The 4,382-nt window shown below is 71.2% G+C and carries 5 protein-coding genes and 1 pseudogene; 3 read left to right on the forward strand and 3 right to left on the reverse strand.

Translation table 11 applies throughout. The features are described 5' to 3' along the window. Positions 1-38 precede the first annotated feature (38 nt). From AB1609_16620 to AB1609_16630, 3 genes and pseudogenes are all read right to left on the reverse strand, one after another. Positions 39-257, reverse strand: a complete 219-nt coding sequence (locus tag AB1609_16620) for a DUF2642 domain-containing protein (protein ID MEW6048072.1) — start codon at positions 255-257, stop codon at positions 39-41. A 12-nt stretch (positions 258-269) separates the two neighbouring features. After that, a pseudogene (gene safA, locus AB1609_16625) lies at positions 270-407 on the reverse strand (SafA/ExsA family spore coat assembly protein). Positions 408-622: 215 nt separating this feature from the next. Next, positions 623-1,600, reverse strand: a complete 978-nt coding sequence (locus tag AB1609_16630; GenBank protein MEW6048073.1) for a BadF/BadG/BcrA/BcrD ATPase family protein — start codon at positions 1,598-1,600, stop codon at positions 623-625. Between the two features lie 280 nt (positions 1,601-1,880). On the opposite strand from AB1609_16630, the gene AB1609_16635 reads away from it, so the two are divergent. From AB1609_16635 to AB1609_16645, 3 genes are all read left to right on the forward strand, one after another. After that, the gene (locus tag AB1609_16635; protein ID MEW6048074.1) at positions 1,881-2,627 is read left to right on the forward strand and encodes an HAD-IA family hydrolase; all 747 of its coding nucleotides are present in this window, start codon (positions 1,881-1,883) and stop codon (positions 2,625-2,627) included. Positions 2,628-2,633: 6 nt separating this feature from the next. Beyond that, complete coding sequence (locus AB1609_16640; GenBank protein ID MEW6048075.1) at positions 2,634-3,881, forward strand: MFS transporter; 1,248 nt, start codon at positions 2,634-2,636, stop codon at positions 3,879-3,881. A 239-nt stretch (positions 3,882-4,120) separates the two neighbouring features. Next, a complete protein-coding gene (locus AB1609_16645; GenBank protein ID MEW6048076.1) occupies positions 4,121-4,381 on the forward strand; it encodes a hypothetical protein in 261 nt (86 codons plus the stop codon). Position 4,382 lies beyond the last annotated feature (1 nt).

Raw genomic sequence — 4,382 nt, forward strand, 5'->3', positions numbered from 1 at the left:
TGGCGGCGCCCGCTCCAGGGGGACAGCCGGTCTCTCGCTCACGAGGTCAGCAGCGGCTCAAACCAGGCGATGGCGTCGATGCGGATGTGCCGTTGGGCGCTGTCCACCATCAGCAGGATGTGGTCGGTGAACACGGCCTGCAGCGTTCCGTTGAAGTCAAACGAAGGCCCGCCCGTCTGCCCGCCCATCAAGACGACGCGGATGTGGCTGTTGATGAAGGTTCGCAGGTGCTGGATGAACGGCGGCTCGGGCGGCACCGGGATTATCGGTGGAACGCAAACCTGCTGGCCGGGGAAGATGAGGTTCGGGTTGGGTATCTGGGGGTTGGCGGCAATGAGCGCGTTCAGGCTCACTCCAAACCGCTGGGCGATCAAGAACATGGTGTCACCCGGCTGAACCGTGTAAATGAACCCCCCTGGACACGGGGGCGGCGGCGGAAACGACAAGGCTTTGTCAACCTCCTTCCGCCCGCAAGCTATGGGCCACCCCCATCCGGGGTACCGGTACTGGCGTCCTGTTTGACGGGATCCCTCGGCAGGAGCCACGCGTGCAACCCCGTACTCGGGCGAGGGGCATCGCGGTGTGACAGGGATCGGCCCGGCCGGCCGTGAGTCGCTGCGAGTCAGCCGGAGCGGAGCCCGTCCTTCAGGCGTGCGACGGCGGCTCCATCCGCTTGCCCGGCGACCCGCTCGATGGCCTTGAGGAGCGCGCCGCCGAGCGGCGGGAGTTCGGCGGGCCTGACCCGGACGGGGCGTCCGAGGCGGCGTCCCAGCGCCTGTTCCATGCTCTGCACCAGGATGGGGCCCGCCTGCCCGACGCCGCCGGTGAGGTAGCACGGCAGGCTCTCGACCGCCGCACGCCCCACCTGCTGCTCAAGCCGCTCGTACGCCGCGGCCGCATACCCGGCCAGGGTTTCGCCGGCCTGGCGCAGGATATCCTGGCAGGCGGGGTCTCCATGGGCCGCGAGTTCCGCTACCACTCGGGCGGCCCGGGCGAACTCATGGCGGGCCAGGCGCTGCCCGTAGAAATGGGAAAGGAGATCCCGGATGGAACGGGCTGAACAGGCCCGGGGGAGCGCGTCCACCAGCGCGGTGGCCGGCCCGCGCCCGTCAATGGCCCGGCAGGCGGCCACCACTGCCATGCGAGCCACGTCGAACCCCCCGGCCTCGTCGCCCAGGTAGCCCCAGGCGCCCACCGTGACCGAAGCGCCGCCCCCCGTCGCCCGTGCCACGGTACCGGTGCCCGCCAGCACGACCACGGCCGGCCGCCCCAGGCTGGCACCTGCTACGGCAATCTCCATGTCGTGTTCCACGACGAGATGCGGAACAGGCAGGCGCCGCTCTACGAGGGGGCGAGCCTCGTCCGCATGGCCGGTGAGGCCGAACCAGGCGCAGGCTAACCGCTCCATGGCGCCGGCACGATCGATCAGGGCCGCCACGCTGTCGAGCAGGGCGTTGAACCGCTCCAAGCCGCCGGGCTCGTGAAGGTGGTCGGCGGGCCCGCCTCGGGCGGTCGCCAGCACGGTGCCGTCCAGAGCGGCGAGAGCGATGCGGCTCCCCGTCTGCCCGCCGTCAACGCCGAGGACAAAGGTGCGATCCACCCGCCCACCCCTTCCGCTGCTCGCTTCCCGGCCCCTGGCTGGCGGTTGTGTTTCCCTGGGCACGCCTCCGGCTCCTGCCAGACGGGGGCCGCGCACGGCAGGGCGCGGGAGCGAGAGCCCTGGCCGGCGTCGCCCTGCCGTACCGTGCCCGCTCTCTGCTCGCGGTGAGCCGAAGGGGAACGGCGGCCCTGCGTCGAACCGTTGGCGGGTCACCCGAAAGCCCGACGTTGAATCCCACGCTGCAGCATCTGCCGTGCAGCGGCCGCAGAGGTGCATCGCCGTGCAGCCCGTGCCCGACGCCCAGCTTAGAGCGCTGTGCGCCCGCCTGGCCCCTCGCCTGCGGGCCGTCTTCCTCGATGCGGGCAACACCCTGATCTACCCCGACTGGGAGCGAATCGCCCGCTGGTGCGCCGAGGCCGCAAGCCCCTGCCCGGCCGAACGCCTCATGGCGGCAGAATACGTGGCGCGCACCCGCTGGGATGCGTTCATGGCCGGGCGCATACCGCGGCCCGCCGGCGGTTATTTCGCCACCGTGCTCGAAGCAGCAAGCGTGGCGCAAGGCGCTCGTGGAGCGGTTCTCGAGCGCATCGAACAAGCCGCTGAGGCCGGGACGCTGTGGCTGGCAGTCCGCCCCGGCACGGCGGAGTCGCTGCGGAAGCTCCGTGAGCTGGGCCTCACGCTTGGCGTCGTCTCCAACGCGGACGGGCGGGTGGAACAGTTCCTGGAGACGGCCGGGCTGCGCCCGTACCTGGACTTCGTCGTGGACTCGACGCTCGTTGGCGTGGAAAAGCCCGACCCTCGCATCTTCCAGATCGCGCTCGAGCGGGCGGGAGTCGGCCCGGGCGAAGCGGTGCACGTTGGCGACATTTTCTCCGTGGACGTGGTGGGCGCCAGGTCGGCCGGCATCGAGGGTGTCGCCATGGATCCCCTGTGGCTTTACGAGAGCTGCAACGCCCCCAGGCTCCGGCACCTCCAGGAACTGGCCGGCGAACTCGCCCGCTGGCGCCTGCTCGCGGGGAAGGCCTGAGCCGCCGTGGCGAGCAACATCCTCTACCCCGTGCTGGCCGCAAGCCTCAGCCGCACCTTCGCCGAACTCATCATCTTCGGGTACGTCCCGCTCTACCTGTACAGCGCCGGTGAACGCCGCATCCTGCAACTGGCGCTGATCACGGCGGTGCCGGCCCTCATCCGCTTCGTCGCGGCCAACGTCTGGGGCGCTCTGGCCGACGTCACGGGCCGCCTGAAGCTGCCCATGCTGGCCGGGCTCGCGGGGTACGCGGTGACCGGCGTGGGACTCTTGTTCGTGTCCACGGGGCTGCAGGCGGTGGCGGTGGTGAGCTCTGGCGCGCTTTTCTTTGCGGGGCTTTCCCCGGCGGGAAAAGCCCTGGTCTCGCTGAGGCCGGGGCCGGCAGGGACGCCCGGGCGGGCGCTGGCCTGGTGGCTGCAGCTGGAGTCGTGGGGCTGGATGCTGGGAAGCCTGGCGGTGGCCATGCGGGGCAGCACCGGGGCGCCGGGCCGCAACCTGCTGGCGGTGGCGGCCGGGCTGGCGGCGATGGTGGCGCTGTGGGTGGCGATAGCAGTGCCTGAGCAGCGCCGCCTCGAGCCAGACGCCGAGGGCCAGCGCGGCAGGGGCCTGGACGCTCTTCGCCATGCAGCGGCGCAGTTTGCGGCCCTCGCACATGAGTGGCGCCGGCTCTACGGGCACCCGTTGCTGGTCAGGCTGTTCACGGTCTTTTCGCTCGCCACCCTGGCGGGCGAGGCGAGCTTCACGGTCTTCGGGTTCTACGTGGTGGGCCTGCTGGGCGGGAGCGAGGCCCTGTACGGAACGGCGCTGACCATTGCCACGGCCTTCGGGCTGGTGGCGTACGCCTGGCTCGGAGCGCCCGGGCGACACCCGCCCCCCGGGACCCTCCTCGTGGCCGGGGGCTCGCTCTACACCCTCATGTACGCCGCCATGGCGGCCGCGTCCAGCGCACTGGTGGCGGCGGCTGCCTTCTTGCTCCCTGTTTACGCGCTCGTGCGGGCAGGGGCCACCTGGGCGGCAGGGTCGCTGACGGCGGCTTCGGAACGTGGCGGCGGCATGGGGGCCCTCGACGGAGCGGAGGCGTTTTCCGCCGTACTCGGTGCGCTCATGGCCGGCGTGGTTGCGGACGCGTGGGGCCTGCGCTCGGTGTACGTCGTGGCCACAGCCGTGGCGCTCCTGGTGACGGCCCTGGCCTGGTCGCTGAAGCGCCGCCTCGAGGGCGCGGCACCGGCCGTCGCCGGGGTTCGTGGGGTCTGACCGCGTCGAACATCCTCTGCCCCGCCCTGGCCGCCAGCCTCACCCGGACTTTCACCGAACTCATCACCTTCGCATACCTGCCCCGGCGGGTGGACCGCTGCGAGAAACCCGGCCTTTTGGGAATGATAGGGCTCGAAACCGCGACGCCCGGCGGGGACAGGGGGCCGGCGCCCCGTCAGGCACGCTTGCATCCATGCCCCTCACAGCGCGGGGGTACCGCCGGGGAAAAGGAGGCCGCCATGGCAGACTCGAGGAGACGACAGCCCGGAAAGGGTGAGTCGCAACGGCTCGACCCACAACAGGTGCCCATGAGCCCGTCGCCCACTGACACGGATTGGCCCGGGGGAGTTCGGCGCGGACACGGCACGCCCCCCGACGCGAGCGCGGTACTGGAGTACGAGGACCTGGTGGGTGACGCTCGTGACCGGGCGCAACGGGCATCCGACATCTCGGCCGCGCGCGCCGCACGGGCACTCAAAGCCATGAAAAAGCGCGTTTGAC

The sequence above is a fragment of the Bacillota bacterium genome, assembly GCA_040754675.1.
Taxonomy (GTDB): domain Bacteria; phylum Bacillota; class Limnochordia; order Limnochordales; family Geochordaceae; genus Geochorda.

Coding starts and splice junctions, on each gene's coding strand:
- AB1609_16645 (MEW6048076.1), top strand. CDS start 4,121: ATGGCAGACTCGAGGAGACGACAGCCCGGAAAGGGTGAGTCGCAACGG.